The organism is Rhizorhabdus phycosphaerae, assembly GCF_011044255.1.
GTDB lineage: Bacteria > Pseudomonadota > Alphaproteobacteria > Sphingomonadales > Sphingomonadaceae > Rhizorhabdus > Rhizorhabdus phycosphaerae.
Genome location: NZ_CP049107.1, coordinates 2,556,677 through 2,580,045 on the forward strand (window position 1 = coordinate 2,556,677; position 23,369 = coordinate 2,580,045).

Consider the following 23,369-nt stretch of genomic DNA (forward strand, 5'->3'; position numbering starts at 1 on the left):
AGACATCTATGTTCGGCAAGCTTCTCGGCGCGTTCATCGGCAGCAAGATCGACAAGCGGGACGGACGCGGCGGCGTCAAGGGCGCGGTGATCGGGGCCGTCGCAGCAGGCGCGATCCGGCGTGCCGGTCCGCTCGGACTGCTGCTGGGCGGGGCCTATGTCGCCAAGAAGGCGTTCGACAAGCGCAAGGCCGGTCGGCCCGGCGCACCGCGCAGCTGACGCGACCGCGCGCCATCGACCCGGGGCATTCGCCGGGTCGATGGCGATTCGGGCGTTGACGAGCCGGGCCATGGCGGGGCAAGTGCCGCCATGGCTCATAGTTCGTTCAAGCGCCGCGGCGTCCTGTTCATCCTTTCCTCGCCCTCGGGGGCTGGCAAGTCGACGATCGCGCGACGCCTGCTGGCATCCGATTCCAATCTGAAGATGTCGGTCTCGGCGACGACCCGACCGATGCGCCCCGGCGAGGTGGATGGCGTCGACTATCATTTCGTTGATCTCGAGAAGTTCCGCGAAATGGTGGCCGACCACCAGTTCCTCGAATGGGCGCATGTCTTCAACCACCGCTATGGCAGCCCCGCCCGGCCGATCGAGGAGATGCTCAGCTCCGGCCTCGACGTGCTGTTCGACATCGACTGGCAGGGTGCCCAGCAACTCTACCAGACCTGTGGCGGGGATGTTGTGCGCGTGTTCATCCTGCCGCCATCGATGCCCGAGCTGGAGAACCGCCTGCGCACGCGCGGCACAGACAGCGAGGAGGTCATCACCGGCCGGATGCAGCGTGCTGCCGCCGAGGTGAGCCACTGGGACGGCTATGATTATGTCCTGCTCAACGACGATATCGATCGCTGCTTCGGCGAGGTTCAGCACATTTTGGAGGCGGAGCGGCTCAAGCGCCACCGCCAGACGGGCCTGATCGGGTTCATCCGGAAACTGACTACCCCGGCATCCTGATCCGCATCTCGCCTCTCCTTCGCCACCATCCGGGGGCCAATTACAACGCTCCGGCGACTCTCGGCTTGCACGATCCTCATGCTGCCATAGCGTGACGGCATAGTCTGCGGAGGGTCCGGAATGGCCAAAACCTTGTTCGGCGGCGTGCTTGGCGGCGTCGCGCTCTATCTGATCGGGTTCCTCTTCTGGGGAACACCGCTCTCACGGCTCGCCTTCAACCGGCTGGAAGAGCCCCAGACGGCAGCCCTGCAACAGGCCATGGCCGAGACGCTCACTGCCAGCGGCACCGGCACCTATCTGATTCCCGCCACGGGCACTGCAGCGGGCGATCTGCTCTATGCGCGCGGGCCGATCGCCACGGTGCACTTCAACAGCGGCGGCTTTCCCGTGGTCGACACCGGGTCGCTCGGCACCGGCCTCCTCCTCGCCATCGTCACCGGGTTCGTGATGGCGCTCGCCCTCGGCGCGGTGGGCGCACGCGTGTCCGACTTCATCAGCCGGGCGCGCATCGCGATCGGCTTCGCGCTGGCAGCCGCCCTCTACATCGATATCGGCCAGCCGGTGTTCAACCATTATGGCTATGGCTACTGGATCTACATGTTCTTCAGCGACTTCATCGGCCTGTCTGTCGCCGGCCTGATCATCGCGCGATGGTTCCTGCCACGCGGCGGCATCCAGAGCTGAGTCCGGCAGAGCTAAGTCCGACAGAGCTGAAACCGTGCGGGGCGGCCGGGCCGCCCCGTGGCCGTCAGGCGAGGCTTTTAGAGACCTGCTCGAACATGTCCTTCGACAGGCCCGGCGAATCGAGCAGCCGCTGCAGTTCGGCCCGCATCAGCGCGGCGCGCGCCTCGTCGAAGCGGCGCCAGCGCCCGAGCGGGGGCACGAGCTTCGCGGCGGTCTGCGGATTGAGCGCGTCGACCTTGAGCAGCATGTCGGCGAGGAAACGATAACCGCGCCCGCTGGCTTCGTGGAAGATCAGCTGGTTGCCCGCCATCGCCCCCACCAGCGACCGCAGCCGGTTCGGGTTGGTCAGGGTGAAGTCGGGGTGATGCGACAGCGCCTCGACCCGGTCGAGCGTGTCGGGACGGATCGAGAAAGCCTGGGTCGAGAACCATTTGTCGAGGACGAGGCCGTTGCCGCGGAAGCGATCGTAAAAGGCGTCGACGACGATGTCGCGCTCGGCCGCCATGCTGTTCGCCAGCACGCCGAACGCGCCTTGGCGATCGGTCATGTTGGTCGCCTCCCGGAACTGCGCCAGCGCCAGCGCAGGCGCATCCTCCGCCCCGCTCGCCATGATGAAGCCGAGCGCGATCGTGCGCAGGCGCCGTGCGCCCTTGGCCTGGGGGGTTAGCTCGAAACGATCGGCCTGCGAGCGCGCATAGGCGTCGCGCCAGGCCTCTTCCAGCTCGCGACCCAGCGCACGGCGCAGCGCCTCGCGCGCCTGGTGGATCGCCTCGGGGTCAACCATCGGCATCTGGTCGCCGATGAAGGACTCGGACGGCAGCAACATGGTCTCGCCGATGAAGGCCGCATCGAGCGACGGATCGGTCAGCGTGTTGCGCACCGCGTCGACGACCGGACCATGGTCCGCCTCTCCGGTGGCGACGGCCGACACCAGCGTATCGACCATCAACTGCTGCATCGCCTCATAGCGGGCGAAGGGATCGTCATCATGTGCCGAGAGAAAGGCGAGGTCGGCCGGGGAACGGTCGGACTCGATCACGACCGGCGCGGAGAAGCCGCGATTGATCGACAGGATCGGGCGTTCGCCGATGCCCTCGAACAATATTTCGTGGCGCTCCCCGTCGAGCACGACCAGCCGCTCCTCCTCGAACTTGCGCTGCGAGCGCTCGCAGAACAGCGCGATGCGCAGGGGGATCGGCATCGGCTGCTTGTCGGGCTGGCCCGGCGTCGGCGGGACCGATTGCTCGAGCGTCAACAGAGCACGCCCCCCGGCGGGCTCATGGCTCAGGCGGGCGCGCACGCGCGGCGTGCCGGCCTGCGAATACCAGAGACGGAACTGCGTCAGGTCGGCTCCGCTAGCATCCTCCATCGCCAGCACGAAATCCTCGCAGGTGGCTGCGGTGCCGTCGTGGCGCGAGAAATAGAGATCCGAACCCGCCCGGAACTTCTGCGGACCCAGCATCGTGTGCAGCATCCGGATGATCTCGGCGCCCTTGTTGTAGACCGTCGCGGTGTAGAAGTTCGAGATCTCGATATAGCTTTCCGGCCGGATCGGATGGGCGAGCGGCCCCGCATCCTCGGGAAACTGCACCGCGCGCAACAGGCGCACATCCTCAATCCGCTTGACCGCCGCCGACCCTTGGTCCGCAGTGAAGCACTGGTCGCGGAAGACCGTGAAGCCTTCCTTCAGCGACAGCTGGAACCAGTCTCGGCAGGTAACGCGATTGCCCGACCAGTTGTGGAAATATTCGTGCGCGACCACCCCCGACACGCCATCATAATCGATGTCGGTCGCGGTTTCCGGGTCGGCGAGGATGTAGCGCGAATTGAAGATGTTGAGGCTCTTGTTCTCCATCGCCCCGAAATTGAAATCGGACACGGCGACGATGTTGAACTCACCCAGATCATATTCGCGGCCATAGACCTTTTCATCCCAGGCCATCGACGCCTTGAGCGCCTGCATCGCATGCTCGGTCTTGGGCAGGTCGCTCTCGACCACCCAGATGGCAAGCTTGACCTCACGCCCGCTGCGCGTCGTGAAGCTGTCAATGTTCGCAGCGAGATTGGCCGCGACCAGCGCGAACAGATAGCTGGGCTTGGGGAAGGGATCGGTCCATTCGGCGTAATGACGCCCGCCGTCGAGGGACCCGCTGTCGGTCAGGTCGCCATTGGACAGCAGCACCGGAAAGCGCTCGCGATCGGCTTCGAGCCGCACGACATAGCGACTGAGCACATCGGGCCGGTCGACTGCGAAGATCATCCGGCGGAAGCCTTCGGGCTCGCACTGGGTGCACAGATTGCCGCCCGAGGCATAGAGCCCCATCAGCTGCGAATTGGCTTCGGGCGCGATCTCGACCTGAGTCTCGACGACATGGCTGTCTCCCGGAAGGTCGATCAGCAGATCGGGCCCATCCATCCGCCACGCGTCGGCCTGCGGCTCTCCGTCGATCAGAAGCTGGAGCGGGGTGAGCCCGTCGCCGTTCAGGCGCAGCGGACGGCCATGCTCGCCGTTGCGCGTGACGCTGAGCCGGCCTGTGACAAGCGTCTTCGCCGGATCCAGCCGGAAATCGAGGTGGACATCGGGCACCAGCCAGTCGGGCCGGCGATACTCCTCGCGGCGGATGGCGGATGGGGCGGCGGCGGCGGATTGAGCGTCGAGCATGCGGTTGGTCTAATCCCGCTGTGGGCGACAAACAATGGTGGCGAGCGCAGGGCGACGCGCTAGATCGATGCCATGACGACGCTTCTTATCTTCGGCCCCGGCTACACCGCCTCGCGCATTGCCGCAGAGGCGCAGCGCTGCGGCTTCGTGGTCGAACGCATCGGCCGCGCCGCGCTTCGGGACCGACAGGCCGTTGGCGAGGCGATCCGCCGGGCCTCGCACATCCTCTCCTCCGTTCCGCCGGAGGGTGATGTCGACCCGGTGCTCAACATGCACGGCGAGGCGCTGGCCGGCGCGCGGGCGGCATGGATCGGCTATCTGTCCTCGACCGGCGTTTACGGCGATGCCGGTGGCGCCTGGGTCGACGAATCCACCCCGGTCGGTCGGGGCCGGCGGACCGCTCGTACCGCAGCCGATCAGCAGTGGGCGGCGCTGCATCCGCAAGCACGCATCTTCCGCCTCCCCGGCATCTACGGACCGGGCCGATCGCCGCTCGACCGGGTCCGCGCCGGCCAGGCCCACCGCGTCGACGTGCCGGGCCAGGTCTTCAGCCGCGTCCATGTCGACGACATCGTCGGTGCCGTCATCGCCAGCTTCGACCGCGGACCGCCCGGCGCCTACAATGTCGCCGATGACCGCCCCGCGAGCCAGAACAGCGTCATCGAGGCCGCCTGCCGCCTGCTGGGCATGGCCCCTCCCCCGCTGCTGCCGATCGAGCAGGCCGGCCTCTCGCCAATGGCGCGGGCCTTCTATGCGGAGAACAGGCGGGTTGCCAACGGCAAGGCCCGGCGCCTGCTCGGCTGGGTTCCGCGCTACCCGGATTACAGCGCAGGGCTCGCCGCTTTGCTGGCCGAAGGCGCCTAGTCCCGTTTCGGGGCTGCCTTGCCCCGCAGGGCGATGACCAGGCCCAGGCCCGCCAACAGCGCTCCGGCGACCGCCGTGCCGGTCCAGCGATAGCCTTCGAGCAGGGTCGAGAAGAGCATCGCCACGATCGGGATCAGCACGCTCGAATAGGCCGCCCGCGCCGGGCCGATCGCGCGCATGACGTGGAGGTAGAGCGGAAAGGTCAGCGCCGAGCCGACAAAGGCGAGCCAGAGCGTCGCCAGCCAATATTCGGGACGCGGATCGATCACCGGCAGCCCCGACATGGGCAGCGCGATCACCATGTTCGCCACCGCACCGATCGCCATCGCCCAGAAGAGAAGCTGGGCCGCATGAAGATGACTCGCACGCTGGCTGGCTTGGAGGAGATTGCCGACCGAGGCCGACAGGATGCCGAACAGCGACAGGCCTATACCCAGCAGGACTGCCGACCCGCCGCCCGCCGCCTGAGCAATCTCATGCTGGAAGAGCAGGACCATGCCCAGCCCGGCCAGCATGGTTCCAACCAGAAAGGCGCGCCCGACGCGCTGTTTGAGGAAGATGCGCCCCAGAATGGCATTGGGCACGATCAGGAGCGCGAAGATCATCGCGACCAGACCCGAGGTGATGAAGCGCTCGGCATTGTAGACGAACAGGAAGTTGAGCACGAACTGCGTCATCGCGACACCGGCGAGCAGCGGCACGTCGCGTCGGGAGAGCCGCAGCGACACCCCCGCGACCCGCGCATAGATGCCCATCGCGATCGACGCGGCAACGAAGCGCCAGGCGATCGACCAGCCGGGTGCCTCGACGCCGAGCTGATAGCGGATCGCCGTCCAGGTCGAGCCCCAGATCAGCACCAATATTGCGAAGATCAGGATGACGCGCGGCGACATGCCGCCCTGCCACGGCGACGCGGATGCTGCGGTCACAGCGCGCGAATGGCGCGCGCGAGCGCCTCCACCTCGTCGGCAGGCTGGTCCCAGCTGCACACAAGCCGTGCGACGCCCGGCGTCCAGTCATAGAATTGGAAACCCTGTCCGCGCAGGGCGGTCGCCTCTTCGGGCGTGAGCCGCACGAAGATCTCGTTCGCCTCGACCGGATGGAGCAGCCGGGCCTGCGCGGCATTGGCGATGTGCGCGGCCGCGGCGTTGGCCGCCCGCGCGTTGCGCAGCCAGACGTCACCGTCGAGCATGGCCAGGATCTGGGCCGCAGCGAAACGCCCCTTCGACAGAAGATGGCCCGCGCGCTTGCGGCGATAGCGGGTCGCAGCCGCTAGCGCCGGATCGAAGAAGATCAGCGCCTCGGCGAACATGCCGCCATTTTTGACGAAACCGAAGCTGAGCGCGTTGACGCCGGCTTTCCAGCTGATGTCGGACGGCGCACAGCCGAGCGTCGCGACGGCATTGGCGAAGCGTGCGCCATCCATATGCAGACCGAGATTTCGCAATTTCGCAACCTCGCTGATCGCCGCGACCTCCTCGGGCCGATAGACGAGCCCATATTCGGTTGCATTGGTGATCGAGATCGCGGCGGGCTGCGCCTGGTGGACGTCCTTGCGCAGGCCGTCGAGCGTCGCTGCGGTCGTCACCGGATCCAGCTTGGCGCCCGCCCCCTTTGCCAGCAGCAGCTTGGCGCCGCCGGTGTAGAATTCCGGCGCCCCGCATTCGTCGCCCTGGATATGGGCTTCCTCATGACACAGGACCGACTGGTGCGACTGGACGAGCGCGGCAAGCGCGAGGCCGTTCGCCGCCGTGCCGCTCGACACCCAAAGCGCGGCGACCTCGGTCCCGAACAGATCGGAGAAGGCCGCGTCGAGCCGCTGGCTGAAGGCATCGCCGTCATAAGCGGTATCGGCCCTGTTCGCGCGGTCGAGCGCAGCCATGACTTCGGGGCAGGCGCGGGCGGCATTGTCGGAGAAGAAACGCATGGCGCGATTGAGAACGGCGCGTCCGCGAAGTCAATGCCGCGCTAGGGGGGAGTCAGAGGGGTGCCGGCAGCAGGGCTAGTCCCACGCCCGGCTCAGCGGCGGGATCGCCGAAAATCAGCTCCAGCCGCCGCCCCCCGAAATCGGTCCGGCGGAAGCAGGGCTCAAGCAGGCGCCGCACATCGTCCCGGCTCGCATGGCTGCGGATGTCGAGCAGCCAGGACGGCTCGCTCCGGCCGGGCCATTGCGCCAGGGCGAGCCAGGCGCCCACCGTACGACCATCGGATGCGAGCGTGGCCCGCAGGTCGCTGACCAGCGCGGGCGGCGCATCGCGGGGCGGCGCCAGGATGATCTGGACCCCGTCGACCGCGCTGTGATGGACCGGGCGGCCGAGCAGCGCCGCGATGTCGTCGCGGGACCAGTGGACGCTGATCGGCAGCCCCGGATTCAGGATGGCCCCGCCGGCCGAGACGAGTTCGAACAGGCGCTCCACCCGCATGTCGACGAAGCTGGCCATGCGCCCGAAGCGCTCGGCCACACGCTCGGGCGCGGTGAAGATGGCGGGCACCAGCGTGCCGTCGGGTGCGGGGATGGTCCGCAGCTGGATCAGCGCATCGGCATTGATCAGCAACGTGCCGCGCATCGCCGGAAGCTCGTTGGTGGCCGCATAGAGCGTCGAGTCGATCAGCAGCCGGTTGAACGCCGCCCGCTGTCCGGCATCGATCACGGCGGCGACCAGCGCCTGCTCGATCGCATTGACGGGGGTGAAGACGATCTCGTCGGCGACCGCCGCCGGATCGGTGCCGACATCGCGCGGTTCGCCCCGCTTGCGGAAGAATCTGTCGAGCATGATGCCTGTTTGGCGAGCCCGGCCGGGTGCGGCAAGGGTCTTGGTTCAGCCGATGGCACCGACGAGAAGCGCGATCACCTCCAGCTTCATCACGAGGATCGCAGGAAGCAGCGCCATCTTCCACCGGTCGCCCGCTATATGCGCCCGTTCGGCAAAGGCGATCGCGCCGCCGACCATCACCGTGAACAGCGTCCAGAGATTGTAGCGCAGGTCGGGCGCGACGCTGACCACCGCATAAGCGAGGCCATAGAGAAGCGCCGAGCCGCCGAGCGCGAGCAGGATTCGCCTGCTGGGGAGTTGCTGCGCGACGATCAGCAGGCCGATCGCCAGCGCGATCCAGGTCGCCGGACGGCCGAGCGGCGTCCACGCCATCGCGCGCGCCGTCCAGCCGACGACATGAGTCACCGCATTGGGCGCAAAATGGAGACCCAGTTCATTGGGCTGGCTCATGATGTAGACCGCGTCGTCGGGCACGACGGGCACCAGAAAGCGCCAGTTCCAGTTGAGATGGTCGAGCCGGTGCCTGACCCAGGCGCCGGGCGAGCGCCACAGCGCACGCAGCCACACGCTGATCGCACTTTCCCCCCGTGTCGCGACGTGCGTCGCGATGCGCTCCTCGGTTCGCGCGCAGAGCTGCTCGTCGGCCATGCCAAAGAGGCGCGGCGTGTAGCAGCGTGCAACGAGCCTATTTGCCTCGGCATCGGGGAGACCCGGCCAGCCATTATGCCCGCCATGGGCGACGATGCCGGCCAGGTCGAAATTGACCAGCGAGTTGATCGGATGCGAGTGGCCGGGCCGGAGCATCACCTCGTTCAGGGTCCAGTTGGCCCCGACGAGCAGCGCCGCAGCCGCTGTAGCGGCTGCTACAAGGTGGAGCGGGCGCCGGATCCACTGTCCCGGCACCGCCAGCAGCAACAGCGGCAGCGCTGCGAACAGCGCGTTGAACCGGGTGGCCCCCGCAAGCAGGATGAGCAGCACGGCCGGCAGGCGAAGCCAGCTCGCCCCGCCCCATTCGCGGCGGATCAGGAGCGCCGTGGCGGCCAGCAGCAGGCAGGCCATGAAGGGATCCTTGAGGATCGCCCCGACCTGTCCGAAGGCGATCGGCAGCAGCGCGAGCGCCAGCAGCGTCAGCGCCGCCCCCCGCCCGTTGCGGAGCAAAAGCCCCCGGGCGACCAGCCCGAAGCCCGACCAGTAGAGGAGCACGTCCATGGCGAGGAAGGGAGCGCCCCCCTGCCCCAGCCGGAGCAGCTGCCGCCAGACCCAGGCGGTGACCGGCGGGTGCCAGTCGTCATAGACGCCGGTCAGCGCCTGCCCATATTGGACCACGCTATCGGGCGTGATCACGCCCCAGTGAAAGCCGTATAGCTGGAGCGCGGCCCCCAGGACGCAGAGCAGCGCGAGCAGCGGCCCGTCGCGACGCACCGCCCGCCCGGACGAGAGCGGCCCCTCTGCGGGTGGGCCGGACAGCGTCAATCGGCCGTCGGCTCGGACAATGGCGGCATCTGTTCGCCGACCGTCTCGCGGCCTGCGAAGAGCGCGTCCAGCCGGCGCCGCAGCGACGCTTCATATTCGCGCCGGTCGACGTTGATCGGGCAGGACAGCATCAGGTCGCCACAGATGGCGTCCTTGATCCGTCCGATCGCCGCTTCGTCGAGTGCCCCCACGCGGCGCAGCTCGATCGCAAGCTGGACCATTCCTGCAACGGTTGCCTGCGCCCGCAGGCCGAGCAGGTTGATCGTCTCGCGAAGCTTGCGCGTTTCCGACGTGTCCATGGCGGTCTCCTCCCTGCATCCGGCGGAAAGCCGCCATTTCGGCCGCTCCGCGCGGACAGCAGCATGACGCGCGGCGAAGCGCTTGCCAATGGCATGATTCACTCTTTGCCGGCGGCGACCCGGCCCGAACGCTCCAGCTTGCCCCACCCCACGCGGGGCCCGCGCAGCGCCTGGGCGAGCGCCTTGAGCACGACATAATACATGATCTGGCGATAGCCGATCCGCTGCGGGATCAGCAGCCACAGCAGCCGCCATTTTTCGCGCCGCTCGAGGGCGAAGGCGATGAAGGCGGCCAGGAGGTCGATAAGGGTGAAGACGAGCCAGTAGCCGAGCATCTTCTGCACGTCGGTGCTCGCCTGCGCCCAGCCATGGGCCTGGACGTCCAGCCAGGTCGCGGCGAGGCTGGCGAGCAGTGCGAGATCGATGATCGGCGAAATGGCGGCGAGCAGCACCTGGAACAGCACCGCCTGCGGCAACCCGATCCGGGCAAGCCCGCGCGGCTGCCCGCTCCGCATCGCCGCCCGGTGCTTCCACAGGCATTGCAGCGTGCCATAGGCCCAGCGGAAGCGCTGTTTGGCGAGCGCGCGGACGCTTTCCGGTGCCTCGGTCCAGGCGACCGCATATTGGTCGTAATGGACCGCCCATCCGGCCCGCTGGATCGCGATGGTGAGATCCTGGTCCTCGGCCAGCGTGTCGGGCGGATAGCCGCCCACATGCCGGATCGCGGACAACCGCCATGCACCGACCGCGCCGGGGACGACGGTGATCGCGTCCAGTCGGGCAAGCGCGCGGCGCTCGAGATTCTGCGCGGTGATATATTCGAGCGCCTGCCAGCGCGTGATCAGGTTCACGCGGTTGCCGACCTTGGCATTGCCGGCGACGGCGCCGAGGCTTTCGTCGGCGAACCAGCGGGCGAGCCGCGCGATCGTCGTCGACTCGAACTGCGTATCGGCGTCGAGTGCGATCACGATGTCGCTGCGGACGAGATCGAGCGCGCGGTTGAGGGCGCGGGCCTTGCCCCCATTTTCGAGCGTAAGCAGCCGCACGCGCGGATCGCCCGCGAAGGCCTCGGTCACGACCGCGCTGGTGCGGTCCTTCGAGCCGTCGTCGATGACGATCACCTCGACGGTGACGTCGCGGCTGTCGAGCACCCGGCGAACCGACCGCTCGATCACCCGCTCCTCGTTGAAGGCGGGGATCAGGACAGTAACGAAGCGCTCGGGATCGATCGGCGGAAAGACCGTGCGCGCCTCGCGCCGGGCCTGGACCAGCGCCAGACCCGACAACAGGATCGCCCGGGCGATGCCCAGCGAGATCGCGACGATGAAGATCCATTTGAGCGCGATGGCGGCCCAGCCGAGCAGGCTGAACAGCGCGAGGTCTATCTCGGCCGCCGTGCGGTCGCCTTTCGATATCGGCGGATTGGCCGCGCTGCGCGGCAGGCCGGCCAGCTCCGACACCGGGACCAGGGTATAGCCGCGCGCGCGCAGTCCCTGGATGATACGCGGCAAGGCTTCTACCGTCTGCTCGCGATCGCCGCCGGCGTCGTGCAGCAGGACGATGTTGGCAGAGCGTTCCGGTCCGGCTTCCTCGACCCCGTCCAGCGTTCGCTGGACGATCTCGTCCACGCCCGGCCGCTTCCAGTCGTCGGGATCGACATGCAGACCGACCGACAGATAACCGCGTCGCTGCGCTTCCTCGACAGGTACGATCTCGTCACTGGTGGTCGGCTCGGCATCGCCGAAATAGGGCGCGCGAAACAAGCGCAGCGACCGGCCCGTATAGGCCTGGAAGAGGCGCTGGGTGGCGTTGAGTTCCAGTCCGGTCTCGGTCGCGGTCGCCTGAGCCAGGTTCGGATGGGTGTAGGTGTGGCTGCCGACCTCATGCCCTTCGGCGATCAGGCGTTCGAGCAGCGGTCGCTGGGTCAGCGCATTCTCGCCGACGATGAAGAAGGTCGCCGGCGCCTTTTCGGCCTTCAGTATGTCGAGGATCTTCGGCGTCCAGGCGGGGTCGGGCCCGTCGTCGAACGTCAGCGCGACGAGACCGGGCCGATAGCCGGTCCGCTGGATCTGATAGGGTGTCGGCAGGCGATCGAAGCGGACGCCGGTGATCGCGCCCGACCGGTCGGTCGACACGATCCGGTGCCCCTCGACCGGGGTCGCGCCGATCCGGAGAATCTCGCCGATGCCCTCGATATCGACATTGGTGCCGGCCGGTATCGATTCGATTGCCCTGGCTTTGGGCAGGTGGCGGCCATGGCCGAACATCGTCCAGATCGACGGATCCTCGGTCCCCAGCCGCCATAGCGCCACGGCATTAAGCCCCATGGTACGCAGCGTTGCCATCTGGCCGTGCATCGCCGCTGCATCGAGGATCCAGATGTCGTGGCGCTTGCCGCGCTCCACATAGGCGAAGCTGCTGTTGCCACTGACCGGATCGTAGCGCGGTACGACCCCGCTGTCGTGCGCCGCGAGCCAGACATCCTCGACCGAGTGGGCGATGACGTCGCCGCCCTTTTCGAAATCATAGGCATAGGAGCCGAGCGCGACGACGATATGGTCCGAGGGCACGCCGCGCACAGCGCGCGCGACCGAATCGGCGAACCAGGCGCGGCTGGCGATCGGCCCCGGCTCGCCCGGCAGCGAATGTTCGTCATAGGCCATCAGGAACAGCTTGTCGGCCACATGGGCATAGGCCCTGAGGTCCCAGGCCGGATCAGCGACCGGGACGGCGATCGCGATCTGCATGCCGGGAAGACGACGGTGCGCCTCGGCCAGAAAGGCGCGATAGGCGGGGTGGGCGTCGGCAGGCAGCTCCTCGAAATCGAAGAAGACGCCGCTCGCCTGATTCTCGCGCAGCAGCGCCGCGACCCGATCGAGCGTCGAGGCGCGCGCCTTGGGGTCACGCAGCAGCGCGGCGATTCCAGGGCCGTCCCAGCCGCCGTCGAGCGCATTCTGGATCATCGGCATCAGTTTGGGGCGATGATGGGCGCGGCTGATGATCGCCTTGCCCCGGGCATCGGGAAAACTCGTCACCTTGTGGTCGGGGCCGGTGATCGAAATCCAGCCGGGAATCAGCCAGTCGATATCCTCGACATGGCGTGCGAGGGAGGCGGTCGACGCATCGTCCCACGGCGCGTGAAAGGCGTAGGAGGTGGGCGGAACCGATCGGACGCCGCCATTGGCGACCAGGTGCCGGAAATCGCGCCACATGTGTCGGACCTTGCGCTCGCTGGCCTTGACGAGGCCGGGGTGCGGCGCGGCGGCTTGCGGTCGTTCGAGTTCGAAGGGCAGCGGGGGCTGTGGCGTCACCTTGGCGATCGAGCCGAGAAAGGCCGCCCCCGAGAGCAGGAGCAGCAGCACGAACGCGATGACCGCCGCAGCGAAGCGGCGGCGCCTGCGCCCCGACGCGTCATAGAATATCGGCTTGTCGTGCATCCGTAGAACCCCGCAGCCCCCACCGCCCACGGAACGGCACCGTCCGGGGGCGGTTGATCACCCGACCAGCGCTCTGACGAAAGAAAGCTTTCTATATGCTGACGACGGCACTTCAATATTATGGCGCGGCGGCAGGGGCGATCGCAGCCCTCATCGTCTCGCTCGATCTCGGGCGCCGCTGGACGGGGTTCGGCTTCGTCATCTTCGTCACATCGTCGCTGGCGCTGATCGCCTGGGGCTTCCTCAAACCCGACGCCGAGGGGATCGGGACGCAGAATATCGTCCTGTTCGTGATCAACCTGATCGGTGTCTATCGCTATCTGATCCGCAAGCAGGCGCCGGCCACCTGACAAAAAACGGCCCGCCCGGATATCTCCGGACGGGCCAGCTGCTGGCTAGGCCTCGTTGGTGGCCGAAGCTCAGGCTGCGTGCGCGATCGCCGCGAGCAGGAGCAGGGCCACGATGTTTGTGATCTTGATCATCGGATTGACGGCGGGGCCGGCGGTGTCCTTGTAGGGATCGCCGACGGTGTCGCCGGTGACGGCGGCCTTATGGGCTTCCGAGCCTTTGCCGCCATGATTGCCGTCCTCGATATATTTCTTGGCATTGTCCCAGGCGCCACCGCCCGAGGTCATCGAGATGGCCACGAACAGGCCCGAGACGATGACGCCGAGCAGCAGCGCGCCAAGCGCCGCGAAGCCGTTCGCCTGACCCGCCACCTGGGTGATGGCGAGATAGACGACGATCGGCGCCAGCACCGGCAGGAGCGACGGTACGATCATCTCCTTGATCGCAGCCTTGGTGACGAGGTCGACCGTGCGGGCATAGTTGGGCCGGCTGGTGCCCGCCATGATGCCCGGATTTTCGCGGAACTGGGCGCGGACTTCCTCGACGACCGCACCGGCGGCGCGGCCCACGGCGGTCATGCCGAATGCGCCGAAGATATAGGGCAGCAGCGCGCCCAGCAGCAGACCCACGATCACATAGGGGTTGCCGAGCCCGAAATTGACATCGAGGTCAGGGAAATAATGGGTGAGGTCGGTGGTGTAGGCGCCGAACAGCACGAGCGCGGCAAGCCCCGCCGAACCGATGGCATAGCCCTTGGTGACGGCCTTGGTGGTGTTGCCGACCGCATCGAGCGCGTCGGTCTTGACCCGCACGCTGTCGTCGAGACCCGCCATTTCCGCGATGCCACCGGCATTGTCGGTGACCGGACCATAAGCGTCGAGCGCGACGACCATGCCGGCGAGCGCGAGCATCGACGTCGCCGCGAAGGCGATGCCGATCAGGCCGGCGAGCTGATAGGCGACGATGATGCCGACGCAGATGACGAGCGTGGGCAGCGCAGTCGATTCCAGGCTGATCGCGAGACCCTGGATCACATTGGTGCCGTGGCCGGTCTCGGATGCCTTGGCGATCGAGCGGACCGGACGATAGTTGGTCCCGGTATAATATTCGGTGATCCACACCAGCAGACCGGTCACCGCCAGACCGACCAGCGCCGACCAGAACAGGTTGATGACGGGGAAACTCGTAGCGCCAACGCCGATCGGCGCGTCCAGATCGCCCAGCACCTGCGCCGTGGCGAAATAGATGGCGGGGATGGAGAGGATCGCGGTCGTCCAGAAGCCTTTGTACAGGGCGCCCATGATCGACTGGCTGGAGCCGAGCCGCACCATATAGGTGCCGATGATCGAGGTGATGATGCAGACGCCACCGATCAGCAGCGGCAGCGACATCAGCTTGCCGATCCACACCGCATCGCCCGCGACGAGCAGCGCGGTAAGGACCATGGTGGCGCCGACGGTGACGACATAGGTCTCGAACAGGTCGGCGGCCATGCCGGCGCAGTCGCCGACATTGTCGCCCACATTGTCGGCGATCGTCGCCGGGTTGCGGGGATCGTCCTCGGGAATGCCCGCCTCGACCTTGCCGACCAGGTCGGCGCCGACATCGGCGGCCTTGGTGAAGATGCCGCCGCCGAGACGCGCGAAGATCGAGATCAGCGAGGCGCCGAAGGCCAGTGCCACGAGCGCGTCGATCACGATGCGATCATTGGGGGCAAGCCCGCCCGGGCCGGTCAGATACCAGTAGAAGACAGCGATCGCGAGCAGAGCCAGGCCCGCCACCAGCAAGCCGGTCACGGCGCCCGCGCGGAACGCCACGGTAAGGCCGCTCTGCAGGCTGGTGCGGGCGGCCTCGGCGGTGCGGACGTTCGCACGAACCGAAATGTTCATGCCGACATAGCCCGCGACACCCGAAAGCACCGCGCCGATAATGAAGCCGATCGCGGAAACTTGTCCGAGAAAATAGAAAACCAGTGCGGCAACGATGACGCCGACGATGGCGATCGTCCTGTACTGGCGCCCAAGATAGGCTTGCGCGCCTTCCTGAATTGCCGCCGCGATGTCCTGCATCTTTTCGTTACCGGCGGAGGCGGCGAGAACCTGCCGGCTCGTGAACATCCCGTACAATATGGCGAGCAGGCCGCAGCCGATCGCGACTTCATTGATAGGCATCCTAACTCCCTTCGCTCCCTAAAGTGACGGAATGGCGCTTTTCTGGCCTTTTTTGTCCGTCACATGGCTTGCTTTGTATGTCTGCCTTGTTGGCACATCGCAAGTACAGCTTTTTTGATGTCGAAATGGCGCATCTACTTGACGCAATTGTCGGACCGACAATTGCGAAAAGGACATTCGTAATATTTGGCAAGAAATGGCCGGCGGGCGTTCAGCCGGCCTGATGTTCGAAACCCAGACGCGCGGGCAGCGGCACGGACCCTTCGGCGTCGCGCAGGTGCAAACCGGCACCCGTCGAAAAGCGGCCGATCTCGACCGCATAGGCTGCGGCAGCGGCGCGATGCTCGGGCGGGATGGCGGCGAGGAGCTGATAATCGTCGCCGGCGGTCGCCGCGGCCAGGCGGGCCTGCCGGTCATCGCCGAAGCCACGCAGCTCGTCGGACAAGGGAATGCCGTCGAGGTCGATCTCGACCGCCAGGCCCGACGCCGCAGCGATCCGGGCGGCGTCGATCAGCAGCCCGTCGGATATGTCGGCCATGGCGCTGGCCAACGGCGCCAGGGCCCGGCCCTCCGCGAGACGCGGCATGGGCAGACGATAGGCCTTCAGCAGCCGGCGCGGTCCCTCCATCTCGCCCCGGGCGATGCGCAGCCCCAGGCCTGCGTCGCCGATCGGGCCGGTCGCGAAGAGCAGGTCCCCCGCCCGGGCACCACGCCGGTCGGGGCTGCCACCAGGCGGCACCTGCCCGATGGCGGTCAGGCCGAGCACCCGCGCCGAGCCGCCGGGCTGCGCGACGGTGTCGCCGCCCAGAAGCGGGACGTCGAAATGCGCCAGCGCCCGGCCGAGCCCCTCGACAAAGGCGGTATCCCAGTCGGCCGCTCCGGTGAGGCCATAGCCCATCAGCACGCCCAGCGGCTCGGCGCCCTTGGCGGCCAGATCGGACAGATTGACCGCCAGCAGCTTCCAGGCGACATCGCCCGCCGGATCGGTGGGAAGATAATGGACGCCCTCGACCAGCATATCGTGGGTCAGCACGAGGTCGCGGCCGAAAGGAGCCGGCAGGACGGCCGCGTCGTCCGCCAGGCCGCGCGCCGCCGGATGGGCCGCGAACGGGCGGAGCGCGTCGATGATGCGGCGTTCGTCGGACATCGACAGAGCGTTTCTTTCCCTACGCGCGCCGGCCTATCGGGCGAGAAGCAGCGCCAGCGCGTCCCAGAGCAGCTTTATGCCGACCAGGATCGTAAGGCCATAAACCAGATTGTAGAAACGGTCGGGATGGACGCGGCGGACCAGCCACACGCCCGCGAAAGTGGAGAGGATCGCGACCGGCACCAGCGCGACGGACGCGAGCAGGTTGACGGCGGTGAACTGGCCGAGCGCGGCATAGGCCGGTACCTTGATCCAGTTGATCAGCGCGAAGAAGATCGCGGTCGTGCCGACGAGGACGTCCCGCTCGAGCCGCTGCGGAAAGACATAGAGCTGATAGGGCGGCCCGCCAGCATGGGCGATCTGGCTGGTCAGCCCCGCCGCCACCCCGCAGGCGACACCGATCCCATCAGGAAGGCGCTGGGACGGGGCCCGTCGGCCACCGCGCACCGCCCACAACTGTTGCACGCCGAACAGGATGGAGATCAGCCCGAGCGCGAGCAATATCCAGTCCTCGCGCAGGCTGGCGGCGAAGAGATAGCCGAGCAGGACACCCAGGATCGCGCCGGGAACCATCACCTTCATCACATGGCGATCCCAGCTGTGCCGGAAGGCCCAGACGCCGACCGCGTCCTGCACGATCAGCAACGGCAACAGGATGGCCGCCGACTGGACCGGGGGCACGACGAGCGCCATCAGCGGGATGGCGAGCGTGCCAACCCCGATGAAGCCCCCCTTGCCGAGGCCCATCAGGACCACCGAGGGGATACCGAGAAGCCAGAAAAGAGGGTCGTGCAGGATCGTCGTGTCGACGATCACCCGCGCACGGCCTTGGCGATCCCGTCGAGAACCCCGTTGACGAAGCCCTTTTCCTTCTTGTCGTAGAAGGCATCGGCGACATCGACATATTCGCTGATCACGGTCGCCGTCGGAACGTCGGGCCTAGCGATCAGCTCATAGGCGCCGACGCGGAGGATCTGCCGCATCGGGCGGTCGAGCCGCTCGAGCGACCAGCCGCTCGCCAGCTTGTCGGCGATGGCGGCATCGATCTCGGCGCGACGGCCGTCGACGCCCTTCACCAGATCGTCGAAGAAGGCGATCTCGGCATGGGCATATTGGACGTCCTCGATCGTCGCCCCCAGCCGGTGCTGGTGAAATTCGTCGAGGAGGCTGGCGATCGGGGTCCCCTCCATCTCGTGCTGGTACAGCGCCTGCGCGGCGGCAAGCCGCGCGGCGCTGCGCGAGCGGGAACGTTCATTCTTGGCGTTGGTCATCGGTTTTCCAGTCTCGCGGCAACGGAAGCCGCGTGGGCAGGGAGCCCCTCGGCACAGGCGAGCGCGACGGCCGCCGGGCCGATCGCGGCGATCGCCGACGCGTCGAGGGCAATGAAGCTGGTGCGCTTCATGAAATCGAGCACCGACAGCCCCGACGCGAAGCGCGCACGGCGGCCAGTGGGAAGGACGTGATTGGGTCCCGCGACATAATCGCCGACCGCTTCCGGCGTATGGCGGCCGAGGAAGACCGACCCGGCGTGGCGAATGCGGTCAAACAGCCGCTGGGGGTCCGCGACAGCCAGTTCGAGATGCTCGGGCGCGAGCCGGTCACTGAGCGCCGGCACCTCGTCGAGCGACCCCAGGGTGACGATCGCGCCATTGGCTTCCCAGCTGGTGCGGGCGGTCGCCTGCGTCGCCAGCTGGCCAAGCTGCCGCTCGACGGCGGCTTCGACCGCATCGGCGAACGCCGTGTCGTCGGTCAGCAGGATCGACTGGCTGGTCGGGTCATGTTCGGCCTGACTCAACAGGTCGGCAGCGATCCATTCGGGGTCGTTGTCGGCATCGGCGACGACCAGTATCTCCGATGGCCCCGCGACCATGTCGATGCCGACGACACCGTAAAGCTGCCGCTTGGCCTCGGCCACCCAGGCATTGCCGGGACCGACGATGACATCGACCGGACGGATGCGGTCGGTGCCATAAGCGAGCGCGGCTATCGCCTGGGCGCCGCCGATCCGCCAGACCTCGTCCACCCCTGCCAGCGCCGCGGCGGCAAGGACGAGCGAATTCACATGGCCGTCGGGCGTGGGGGTGACCATCACGAGCCGTTCGACGCCGGCCACCTTGGCCGGCAGCGCGTTCATCAGGACCGAGGAGGGATAGGCGGCACGCCCGCCCGGCACATAGAGGCCGGCCGCTTCGACGGCATTCCAGCGGGCACCGAGTCGCACCCCGCTTTCGTCGGTCTGGCTCGAATCGGCCGGGCGCTGCGCCGCATGGTAGAGGCGGATGCGCTCGGCGGCGAGTTCGAGTGCCGCGCGGAGATCCGGATCGAGCGCGGCCAGCGCTTCTTCGCAGGCCGATGCCGGGATCCGCCAGCCGGTCGCGTCGAGATCGTGGCGGTCGAAGCGTTGCGTATACTCTGCCAGCGCCGCATCACCCCGCGCGCGGACGTCGGACACGATGGCCGCAACGTCGCGCGACACATCGGCATCGGCTTCGCGCCGCCCTTCGACGAGCGCGGTGAAGGCGTCCTCGAACCCGGGCGCGCGGCTGTCGAGCCTAAGCGGCATTGCGACGCTCCACGGCGGCACGGAATCCTTCGACCAGCGGCCCGATCTCGGCCGCGCGGGTCTTGAAGGCGGCGCGGTTGACGATCAGCCGCGACGAGATGTCGGCGATCTTCTCCACCTCGGCGAGGCCATTGTCCTTGAGCGTCCGGCCCGTCGAGACGAGGTCGACGATGCGGCTCGACAGCCCCAGCACCGGCGCGATCTCCATCGCCCCGTTGAGCTTGACGCATTCGGCCTGGACGCCGCGCGCCTCGAAATGGCGCCGGGTGATGTTGGGATATTTGGTGGCCACGCGGACATGGCTCCACTCGCGCGGATCGTCCCCCTCGGCCATCGCCACCGGCTCGGCCACCGAGATGCGGCAATGGCCGATGTCGAGATCGACCGGCGCGTAGAGTTCGGAATAGTCGAACTCCATCAGCACGTCCGAGCCGACGATTCCGAGCTGCGCCGCGCCATGTGCGACGAAGGTGGCGACATCGAAGGCCCGTACCCGGATCAGGCCGATATCGGGCCGATTCGTGGCGAAGCGGAGCAGCCGGCTGTCTTCGTCGCCGAAGGCCGGCTCGGGCACGATGCCGACCTGCGCGAACATCGGCAGCACCTCTTTGAGGATGCGCCCCTTCGGCACGGCGATGATGATCTGCGCTGTCATGACGGCGCGCGCCATAGAACAGCGGGGCCCCGCTGACAACGGAGCCCCGGCCTTTTGGGAAGCACGCGCCGCGCCGGGGTCACAGCAGATCGCGCAGGGCGAGCACGCCGAGAATGGCGAAGATCGTCGCGGCGGCGATACGCATCGCCTTGAGCGGGACATAGCGGGTGATCCGGTCGCCCAGCAGCACCGCCGGGACATTGGCGAGCATCATGCCGAGCGTGGTGCCGATGGCGACCAGCTCGACCGAATGATAGCGCGCGCCCAGCGCGACCGTGGCGACCTGGGTCTTGTCGCCCATTTCGGCCAGAAAGAAGGCGATCAGCGTGGTCAGGAAAACGCCATGTCGGGCGGGACGCGCCGCCTCTTCGGCTTCGTCGATACGGTCGGGCACCAGGGTCCACACGGCCATGCCGATGAAGCCGAGCGCGACGGCAAGACGGAACCACGGGCTGTCGAGCAGGCCGGCAATCGCCACGCCCGCCCAGGCGGCCAGGGCATGGTTGACGAGCGTGGCCGCGAAGATTCCGAGGATGATCTGGACAGGCGCGCGAAAACGACAGGCCAGGATGATCGCAAGCAGCATCGTCTTGTCGCCGATTTCGGCGAAAGTGACGAGCAAAGTCGAGGCGAGGATGACGTCCATTGGAAGTTCCAGGCCGGGCAGACTGACGACGGACGACACCGACACCCCCGCCCGGCAGGCGAGGTCTCGGTGTCATCGGTCTTGCCAAGGTCCTGAAACCCCGATCGCGCCATGGAGTCTCCTCCAAGCATGTTGACGCGATGCCCGCCCGTGGGCGGCCGGCTACTCCCCGGATGACCCCGACCGGGTAGGCGGAAGCGGCCGACGGGTCAAGCCCGCCCAACCCCTCCGGCCCGGTCGGGTCGCTCCGTTCAGGCGTTGCGCGCGGTCTCGAACAGGAACCAGGCGCGCTCTTCCGCCTGGTCGGTCCAGTCGTCGAGGATACCGCTCGTCGCATTGTCCTTGGCGTCGTCGACGATATCCTTGGCCTCGCGCAGCTTCGCGACAAGCGCCAGATTGTCGTCGCGCAGCTCCTTGAGCATGTCCTGGGCGCTGACGAATTCCTCGTCATTGTCCTTGATCGACTGACGGCGCGCAATGTCGCCGATCGAGCGCAGCGTGGTGTTGCCGGTCTTGCGCACGCGCTCGGCGATATCGTCGGTGGTCGCCAGGATCTGGGCCGCCTGATCGTCGAGCATCAGATGATAGTCGCGGAAATGCGGTCCCGAGACGTGCCAGTGAAAATTCTTCGTCTTGAGATACAGCGCGAAGCTGTCGGCGAGGATGCCGTTGAGCGCGTCGGCAACGCTCATCGCGCTGTTGCTCGCCAGGTCGGTGGGGGTCGCCAGCGCCGGCTTCGGTTTCTTGGCCATGATAAGCTTTCTCCCGCTTGTTGATCGATTCGCCTCTCCAACGAACGATCCGAAAAAAGGTCCCACCGTCCTTTGGGGAAAATCTCGTGCGCGACGATCGAGCCAGTCGATCGATCTCCCGTGGACAGAATCCTTGACTCCGTGCCCCGACCGCCGGTAAGGGCGCGATCCGATGAACGGCGGCGGCAACGTCGCCCTATTTTTTTCGTGGATAAGGGTTTCCGGTCATGGCCAAGCCGACCACCGTCAAGATCAAGCTCGTCAGCACGGCTGACACCGGGTTCTACTACGTCACCAAGAAGAACCCGCGCACCCAGACCGAGAAGCTCAGCTTCCGCAAGTACGACCCGGTCGTGCGCAAGCATGTCGACTTCAAGGAAGCCAAGATCAAGTAATCCCTCGCGGACCCCGGTCCGCGGATTGCCTCTGGCCAATCGCCCGCCCTCCGGCGGGCGTTTGCGTTTGGGCGCCGTTGCGCCGGTGCCGGTGGCGTCCCGATTCGCCTAGACGCCGCGCCTGCCGCCCTCGCCCAGGCTGCCGGCCAGCGCCTCTACCGCCTCGACGAACCGCGCCACGGAAATGGGCTTGGACACATAGGCGTCCGCCCCGGCCTCGCGCACGCGGCTCTCGTCACCTTTTCCGGCATAGGCCGTGACCGCCATCACCGGCGTCGTTTCCAGCGCCGGGTCGGCCCGCATCATGCGAATCAGTTCGACCCCGCTGATATGGGGCAGCTGAATGTCCATGATCACCAGATCGGGCAATTCCGCCTTCATCGCCGACAGCGCGTCGCGGGCGTCACGGATCGTCGTGACCCGCGCACCATGCGCTTCGAGCAGGTCTCGGAAGAGCCGAAGATTCAGCTCATTATCCTCGACAATCAGGACTTTTTTCGCCACGGCTACCCACCTATCCGACCCGCAGGTCTATGTCATGCCCCCCATGCCCTCAAATCCCGAGAATCTACGTTCCGCCGATCGCAACGGTGCGGCTGCGGCCGCCCTGACGGCGCTCGCATGGACTCTCGCCGATGGTTCCCGGGCGCAGCGGCTGCTCGATCTGACCGGGCTTACGCCGGAAGGGCTGCGGGCGGGCGCGGGCGATCCGGAGGTGCTGGCCGCGGTGCTGGACTTCCTCGCCGCCCACGAACCCGACCTGGTCGCCTGCGCGGAGGGGACCGGCTTCACGCCGGCGGATCTGATACGAGCCAGGGACATATTGCAGGCATGAAGCGACCGCTGCTGATCACCGATTGCGACGAGGTCCTCCTCCACATGGTCACGCCTTTCGGGCAATGGCTCGACGAGGCGCACGATATCGATTTCGCCATGGACCGGCCCGACTTCGTCGACGCGCTGACCCATCGCAGCGATTCGCGGCCGGTCCAGACCGAGCATATCTGGCCATTGCTCGACGCCTTCTTCACCACCGAGATGCACCGCCAGACGCTCGTCCCCCATGCGCAGCATGCCCTGGCGACGATCGCGGAGCTGGCCGATATCGTCGTGCTCACCAATCTCACCGACCAGTTCCACGCCGGTCGCGTGGCGCAGCTCGAAGCCGTCGGGATCCGCCACCGCGTCCAGTGCAATCAGGGCGGCAAGGGGCGCCCGGTCGCGGATCTCGTGGCCGAATATGACCCCAGCGCGACGGTCTTCGTGGACGACCTTGCCCAGCACCACCAGTCGGTCGCCGAACACGCGCCAGGGGTGTGGCGGCTTCACATGATCGCCGAGCCGCAAGTGGCGCGTCACCGGCCGCCGGCGGCCGCGGCGCACGCCCGGATTGACGACTGGTCGGAAGCGCTGCCCTGGATTCTCGCGCGCTTCGCCGAAGCCGGACATCCCGCAGGCATGGACGTCGCAGAGACCGCTCCGAACCGGAAATGACGCAGGGACCGGCCAGCGGCTTGACGCTGTCCGGGGACTACAGGAAAGAGAAGCC

At 67.2% G+C, this 23,369-nt stretch carries 24 protein-coding genes and 1 riboswitch; of the genes, 8 read left to right on the top strand and 16 right to left on the bottom strand.

The annotated features are described in order from the left end of the window. Positions 1–8 precede the first annotated feature (8 nt). The 3 genes from G6P88_RS11810 to G6P88_RS11820 all read left to right on the top strand — a co-directional run bounded on the left by G6P88_RS11810 (position 9) and on the right by G6P88_RS11820 (position 1,634). Positions 9–218, top strand: coding sequence for a hypothetical protein (locus tag G6P88_RS11810; protein ID WP_165323340.1), 210 nt, complete (start codon positions 9–11; stop codon positions 216–218). A 90-nt stretch (positions 219–308) separates the two neighbouring features. Further along, positions 309–950: a guanylate kinase gene (gmk, locus tag G6P88_RS11815; protein WP_165323341.1), complete on the top strand. Its 642-nt coding sequence runs from the start codon at positions 309–311 to the stop codon at positions 948–950. Positions 951–1,070: 120 nt separating this feature from the next. Further along, positions 1,071–1,634: a hypothetical protein gene (locus G6P88_RS11820; RefSeq protein ID WP_165323342.1), complete on the top strand. Its 564-nt coding sequence runs from the start codon at positions 1,071–1,073 to the stop codon at positions 1,632–1,634. Positions 1,635–1,698: 64 nt separating this feature from the next. Here the strand turns inward: G6P88_RS11820 and pepN are convergent, their stop codons facing one another. Then, positions 1,699–4,296, bottom strand: coding sequence for an aminopeptidase N (gene pepN / locus G6P88_RS11825; protein ID WP_165323343.1), 2,598 nt, complete (start codon positions 4,294–4,296; stop codon positions 1,699–1,701). Between the two features lie 72 nt (positions 4,297–4,368). On the opposite strand from pepN, the gene G6P88_RS11830 reads away from it, so the two are divergent. Next, a complete protein-coding gene (locus tag G6P88_RS11830; protein WP_165323344.1) occupies positions 4,369–5,160 on the top strand; it encodes a Rossmann-fold NAD(P)-binding domain-containing protein in 792 nt (263 codons plus the stop codon). Here G6P88_RS11830 and G6P88_RS11835 read toward each other — a convergent pair. The 6 genes from G6P88_RS11835 to G6P88_RS11860 form a co-directional block, all read right to left on the bottom strand. Further along, positions 5,157–6,089, bottom strand: a complete 933-nt coding sequence (locus tag G6P88_RS11835) for a DMT family transporter (RefSeq protein ID WP_226946531.1) — start codon at positions 6,087–6,089, stop codon at positions 5,157–5,159. The two genes, G6P88_RS11830 and G6P88_RS11835, sit on opposite strands and share 4 nt — an antisense overlap. Beyond that, on the bottom strand, positions 6,086–7,087 hold the full coding sequence (locus G6P88_RS11840) for a threonine aldolase family protein (RefSeq protein ID WP_165323345.1): 1,002 nt from the start codon (positions 7,085–7,087) through the stop codon (positions 6,086–6,088). Before G6P88_RS11840 ends, G6P88_RS11835 begins: the two co-directional genes overlap by 4 nt. 52 nt (positions 7,088–7,139) lie before the next feature. Then, entirely contained in the window at positions 7,140–7,934 is a 795-nt protein-coding gene (locus tag G6P88_RS11845; RefSeq protein ID WP_165323346.1) for an SseB family protein, read from the bottom strand. A 45-nt stretch (positions 7,935–7,979) separates the two neighbouring features. Further along, a complete protein-coding gene (locus G6P88_RS11850) occupies positions 7,980–9,407 on the bottom strand; it encodes a hypothetical protein (RefSeq protein ID WP_226946532.1) in 1,428 nt (475 codons plus the stop codon). Continuing rightward, positions 9,404–9,706, bottom strand: a complete 303-nt coding sequence (locus G6P88_RS11855; protein WP_165323347.1) for a hypothetical protein — start codon at positions 9,704–9,706, stop codon at positions 9,404–9,406. Before G6P88_RS11855 ends, G6P88_RS11850 begins: the two co-directional genes overlap by 4 nt. Positions 9,707–9,804: 98 nt before the next feature. After that, positions 9,805–13,143, bottom strand: coding sequence for a glycosyltransferase (locus tag G6P88_RS11860; RefSeq protein WP_165323348.1), 3,339 nt, complete (start codon positions 13,141–13,143; stop codon positions 9,805–9,807). Between the two features lie 95 nt (positions 13,144–13,238). Between G6P88_RS11860 and G6P88_RS11865 the strand changes: the two genes are divergently transcribed. Then, complete coding sequence (locus G6P88_RS11865) at positions 13,239–13,493, top strand: hypothetical protein (RefSeq protein ID WP_165323349.1); 255 nt, start codon at positions 13,239–13,241, stop codon at positions 13,491–13,493. Between the two features lie 69 nt (positions 13,494–13,562). On the opposite strand, the gene G6P88_RS11870 is transcribed toward G6P88_RS11865, so the two are convergent. From G6P88_RS11870 to G6P88_RS11905, 8 genes are all read right to left on the bottom strand, one after another. Then, positions 13,563–15,662, bottom strand: a complete 2,100-nt coding sequence (locus G6P88_RS11870; protein WP_165323350.1) for a sodium-translocating pyrophosphatase — start codon at positions 15,660–15,662, stop codon at positions 13,563–13,565. Between the two features lie 211 nt (positions 15,663–15,873). Beyond that, positions 15,874–16,809: a thiamine-phosphate kinase gene (gene thiL, locus G6P88_RS11875; RefSeq protein WP_165323351.1), complete on the bottom strand. Its 936-nt coding sequence runs from the start codon at positions 16,807–16,809 to the stop codon at positions 15,874–15,876. A gap of 33 nt (positions 16,810–16,842) precedes the next feature. After that, positions 16,843–17,625, bottom strand: a complete 783-nt coding sequence (locus tag G6P88_RS11880; RefSeq protein WP_226946533.1) for a sulfite exporter TauE/SafE family protein — start codon at positions 17,623–17,625, stop codon at positions 16,843–16,845. Then, on the bottom strand, positions 17,622–18,080 hold the full coding sequence (gene nusB, locus G6P88_RS11885) for a transcription antitermination factor NusB (protein ID WP_165323352.1): 459 nt from the start codon (positions 18,078–18,080) through the stop codon (positions 17,622–17,624). The genes G6P88_RS11880 and nusB overlap by 4 nt, the downstream gene beginning before the upstream one ends. Next, on the bottom strand, positions 18,077–19,372 hold the full coding sequence (gene hisD / locus G6P88_RS11890; protein ID WP_165323353.1) for a histidinol dehydrogenase: 1,296 nt from the start codon (positions 19,370–19,372) through the stop codon (positions 18,077–18,079). The genes nusB and hisD overlap by 4 nt, the downstream gene beginning before the upstream one ends. Next, positions 19,362–20,027, bottom strand: a complete 666-nt coding sequence (gene hisG, locus G6P88_RS11895) for an ATP phosphoribosyltransferase (protein ID WP_165323354.1) — start codon at positions 20,025–20,027, stop codon at positions 19,362–19,364. The genes hisD and hisG overlap by 11 nt, the downstream gene beginning before the upstream one ends. A gap of 79 nt (positions 20,028–20,106) precedes the next feature. After that, positions 20,107–20,673: a TMEM165/GDT1 family protein gene (locus tag G6P88_RS11900; protein ID WP_165323355.1), complete on the bottom strand. Its 567-nt coding sequence runs from the start codon at positions 20,671–20,673 to the stop codon at positions 20,107–20,109. 3 nt (positions 20,674–20,676) lie between these two features. Further along, positions 20,677–20,865, bottom strand: a riboswitch (yybP-ykoY riboswitch). A 59-nt stretch (positions 20,866–20,924) separates the two neighbouring features. Next, positions 20,925–21,425 (bottom strand): Dps family protein, encoded by a 501-nt coding sequence (locus tag G6P88_RS11905; protein WP_165323356.1) that lies wholly within the window; start codon positions 21,423–21,425, stop codon positions 20,925–20,927. 227 nt (positions 21,426–21,652) lie between these two features. Between G6P88_RS11905 and rpmG the strand changes: the two genes are divergently transcribed. Then, positions 21,653–21,820: a 50S ribosomal protein L33 gene (rpmG, locus tag G6P88_RS11910; RefSeq protein ID WP_165323357.1), complete on the top strand. Its 168-nt coding sequence runs from the start codon at positions 21,653–21,655 to the stop codon at positions 21,818–21,820. Between the two features lie 108 nt (positions 21,821–21,928). Here rpmG and G6P88_RS11915 read toward each other — a convergent pair whose 3' ends face one another. Continuing rightward, positions 21,929–22,324 (bottom strand): response regulator, encoded by a 396-nt coding sequence (locus tag G6P88_RS11915; protein WP_165323358.1) that lies wholly within the window; start codon positions 22,322–22,324, stop codon positions 21,929–21,931. 43 nt (positions 22,325–22,367) lie between these two features. Here G6P88_RS11915 and G6P88_RS11920 point away from each other — a divergent pair, with 43 nt between their 5' ends. Then, positions 22,368–22,655, top strand: coding sequence for a DUF3572 family protein (locus tag G6P88_RS11920; RefSeq protein WP_226946534.1), 288 nt, complete (start codon positions 22,368–22,370; stop codon positions 22,653–22,655). Next, positions 22,652–23,314, top strand: coding sequence for an HAD family hydrolase (locus tag G6P88_RS11925; RefSeq protein WP_165323360.1), 663 nt, complete (start codon positions 22,652–22,654; stop codon positions 23,312–23,314). The genes G6P88_RS11920 and G6P88_RS11925 overlap by 4 nt, the downstream gene beginning before the upstream one ends. Positions 23,315–23,369 lie beyond the last annotated feature (55 nt).

Coding starts and splice junctions, on each gene's coding strand:
- G6P88_RS11810 (WP_165323340.1), top strand. CDS start 9: ATGTTCGGCAAGCTTCTCGGCGCGTTCATCGGCAGCAAGATCGACAAG.
- G6P88_RS11830 (WP_165323344.1), top strand. CDS start 4,369: ATGACGACGCTTCTTATCTTCGGCCCCGGCTACACCGCCTCGCGCATT.
- rpmG (WP_165323357.1), top strand. CDS start 21,653: ATGGCCAAGCCGACCACCGTCAAGATCAAGCTCGTCAGCACGGCTGAC.
- G6P88_RS11865 (WP_165323349.1), top strand. CDS start 13,239: ATGCTGACGACGGCACTTCAATATTATGGCGCGGCGGCAGGGGCGATC.
- thiL (WP_165323351.1), bottom strand. CDS start 16,809: ATGTCCGACGAACGCCGCATCATCGACGCGCTCCGCCCGTTCGCGGCC.
- G6P88_RS11920 (WP_226946534.1), top strand. CDS start 22,368: ATGCCCTCAAATCCCGAGAATCTACGTTCCGCCGATCGCAACGGTGCG.
- G6P88_RS11845 (WP_165323346.1), bottom strand. CDS start 7,934: ATGCTCGACAGATTCTTCCGCAAGCGGGGCGAACCGCGCGATGTCGGC.
- G6P88_RS11900 (WP_165323355.1), bottom strand. CDS start 20,673: ATGGACGTCATCCTCGCCTCGACTTTGCTCGTCACTTTCGCCGAAATC.
- G6P88_RS11870 (WP_165323350.1), bottom strand. CDS start 15,662: ATGCCTATCAATGAAGTCGCGATCGGCTGCGGCCTGCTCGCCATATTG.
- G6P88_RS11855 (WP_165323347.1), bottom strand. CDS start 9,706: ATGGACACGTCGGAAACGCGCAAGCTTCGCGAGACGATCAACCTGCTC.
- G6P88_RS11925 (WP_165323360.1), top strand. CDS start 22,652: ATGAAGCGACCGCTGCTGATCACCGATTGCGACGAGGTCCTCCTCCAC.
- G6P88_RS11840 (WP_165323345.1), bottom strand. CDS start 7,087: ATGCGTTTCTTCTCCGACAATGCCGCCCGCGCCTGCCCCGAAGTCATG.
- hisD (WP_165323353.1), bottom strand. CDS start 19,372: ATGCCGCTTAGGCTCGACAGCCGCGCGCCCGGGTTCGAGGACGCCTTC.
- G6P88_RS11905 (WP_165323356.1), bottom strand. CDS start 21,425: ATGGCCAAGAAACCGAAGCCGGCGCTGGCGACCCCCACCGACCTGGCG.
- G6P88_RS11860 (WP_165323348.1), bottom strand. CDS start 13,143: ATGCACGACAAGCCGATATTCTATGACGCGTCGGGGCGCAGGCGCCGC.
- gmk (WP_165323341.1), top strand. CDS start 309: ATGGCTCATAGTTCGTTCAAGCGCCGCGGCGTCCTGTTCATCCTTTCC.
- nusB (WP_165323352.1), bottom strand. CDS start 18,080: ATGACCAACGCCAAGAATGAACGTTCCCGCTCGCGCAGCGCCGCGCGG.
- hisG (WP_165323354.1), bottom strand. CDS start 20,027: ATGACAGCGCAGATCATCATCGCCGTGCCGAAGGGGCGCATCCTCAAA.
- pepN (WP_165323343.1), bottom strand. CDS start 4,296: ATGCTCGACGCTCAATCCGCCGCCGCCGCCCCATCCGCCATCCGCCGC.
- G6P88_RS11820 (WP_165323342.1), top strand. CDS start 1,071: ATGGCCAAAACCTTGTTCGGCGGCGTGCTTGGCGGCGTCGCGCTCTAT.